Below are 1,870 nucleotides of genomic sequence, written 5' to 3' on the forward strand. Positions count from 1 at the left end.
TCCACTCTTTTCAAATAAATATTTTCCCTATACAATGTATTTATGAATACACAAAAGATAAACACCCCGAAAATACAATCAAATACACCATCTGTCCAGGTTTCTGAGCAGACAGCAGTTTCTCCCACTCTGTCACAAAAACCAGCTGGTCTTTCCAGACATGAGAAACTGGCCATACGCAGGAAGCGTCTCCGGCAAAAGCAGGTTCGGCGCCAGAAGCTTATCCTTGCTGTATCAGGTGCTTTTTTTCTTATCGCAATTTTTATTGCAGTCTTTCTTACCCGTCAAAAGCATCCGGAACAGCTTTCCATTAATTCTGCCTGTGAAGCTTACCGCACCTCTGTGGAAAATGCAGCTTCTCAATACGGAATGACCGAATATACAGACCTGATCCTGGCTCTTATGATGCAGGAAAGCTCTGGTCAGGGACCGGATGTTCTGCAGGCCTCAGAGGGATCCTATAATAAAAAGTATCCCCAGGTTCCCAATGGAATCCAGGATGTGGATTATTCCATTGAATGTGGAATCCAGGAACTGAAATATGCAATGGATAAAGCAGGCGTTGCCAGTCCCACAGATATGGCTAAAATCCGTCTTGCCCTCCAGGGCTATAATTTCGGTGCCGACCCTTATTTTGCTTATCTGGAAAAAAACGGGATCTCCACCTGGTCGGAAGCGTCTTCGGAAGCTTTTGCACAGATGGCAAGCGGAAATACGCCACGTTCAGAAGATAATCCTCTGTATGCCACTGCCGGTCCCTGGGACTATGGAGATCAGAAATATCCGGAACATGTGCTGCGGTATTATCATCCGTAAACATATATTTTTCTCATTTGAAAGATTTTACAAATTTTTTTAAAAAATTTCAAAAAAACATTTGACAACTACAATTCTATATGCTATCATATGTTTTGTCGTTGAGGGAAACACCTCAGAGAACAAAACAGAATATGCGATAGTGGCGTAGTTGGTAACGCGCGACCTTGCCAAGGTCGAGACCGCGGGTTCGAGCCCCGTCTATCGCTCTTAAGACCAGAGCAGTTATTGTTCTGGTTTTTTTGTTCATCAAAAATACAGGGCATTCTGTGCCAGCTTTCTTAGAAATTCGCCCTGTTCCCATTTACTATTCATAAAATACTGGAAAAGAAGGTCATTAAAATGAATTACACATACCTGGATATGAAATCTTATACAAGGAAAAAACATTTTGAATACTTCAGCGGGCTGGCTTACCCATATGTAGGTGTTACTGTTAATGTGGATATTACAGAACTGATCCACTTTATCAAAGAACAACGGCTTCCATTTTTTCTGACCATGTGCTATTGCGTTTCTACAGCAGCAAATCAGATTCCTGAATTTCGCCAGAGGATTTTAAATAACCAGATCATAGAGTATGATCACTGCCAGACCTCTCATACCGTGGCATTGGATAACGGAACCTATTGCTATTGTCAGCTGGACAGCTGCTGCTCTTTCGAAGAATATATTCCTTATGCTGTAAAAGAGCAGGAAAATGCAAAACAGACCTCTTCCATTGAAGAATCGGAAGAAGATATCCTGGATAAGATTTTTATCTCTACTGTCCCTTGGATTTCTTATACCTCTCTGATCAATCCGGTTCCTTCTCCTGCAGACAGCAACCCAAGAATCACATGGGGAAAGTATTTTGTACAGAACGGCCGGACACTGCTTCCCCTTTCAGTATTATGCCATCATGCACTGGTAGATGGATTACATATTTCCAGGTTTTATCAAATGTTGGAAAAACAATTTGAAAACATAACAAAACACAATTAAAAATGATACTTCCCTAATCACGACCACCGGCTTAGCCGGTGGTTTGCTTTGACCCTATAAGGGTCTGTTA

At 41.7% G+C, this 1,870-nt stretch carries 2 protein-coding genes and 1 tRNA gene; all 3 read left to right on the forward strand.

Annotated elements, in window-relative coordinates; genetic code table 11:
- The first annotated feature begins 42 nt into the window (after window positions 1–42).
- The 3 genes from RDS42_RS14605 (at window position 43) to RDS42_RS14615 (ending at window position 1,800) form a co-directional block, all read left to right on the forward strand.
- Window positions 43–816, forward strand: coding sequence for a lysozyme family protein (locus RDS42_RS14605; protein ID WP_308784293.1), 774 nt, complete (start codon window positions 43–45; stop codon window positions 814–816).
- Window positions 817–952: 136 nt separating this feature from the next.
- Window positions 953–1,025, forward strand: a tRNA-Gly gene (locus RDS42_RS14610).
- Window positions 1,026–1,158: 133 nt separating this feature from the next.
- Window positions 1,159–1,800: a CatA-like O-acetyltransferase gene (locus RDS42_RS14615; RefSeq protein ID WP_308784294.1), complete on the forward strand. Its 642-nt coding sequence runs from the start codon at window positions 1,159–1,161 to the stop codon at window positions 1,798–1,800.
- The last annotated feature ends 70 nt before the right edge of the window (window positions 1,801–1,870 follow it).

Origin of the sequence: uncultured Blautia sp., assembly GCF_902497045.1 — a bacterium.
GTDB lineage: Bacteria > Bacillota > Clostridia > Lachnospirales > Lachnospiraceae > Blautia_A.

Bases quoted from the DNA above. Each gene is read 5' to 3' on its own strand.
- RDS42_RS14605 (WP_308784293.1), top strand. From the start codon at position 43: ATGAATACACAAAAGATAAACACCCCGAAAATACAATCAAATACACCA.
- RDS42_RS14615 (WP_308784294.1), top strand. From the start codon at position 1,159: ATGAATTACACATACCTGGATATGAAATCTTATACAAGGAAAAAACAT.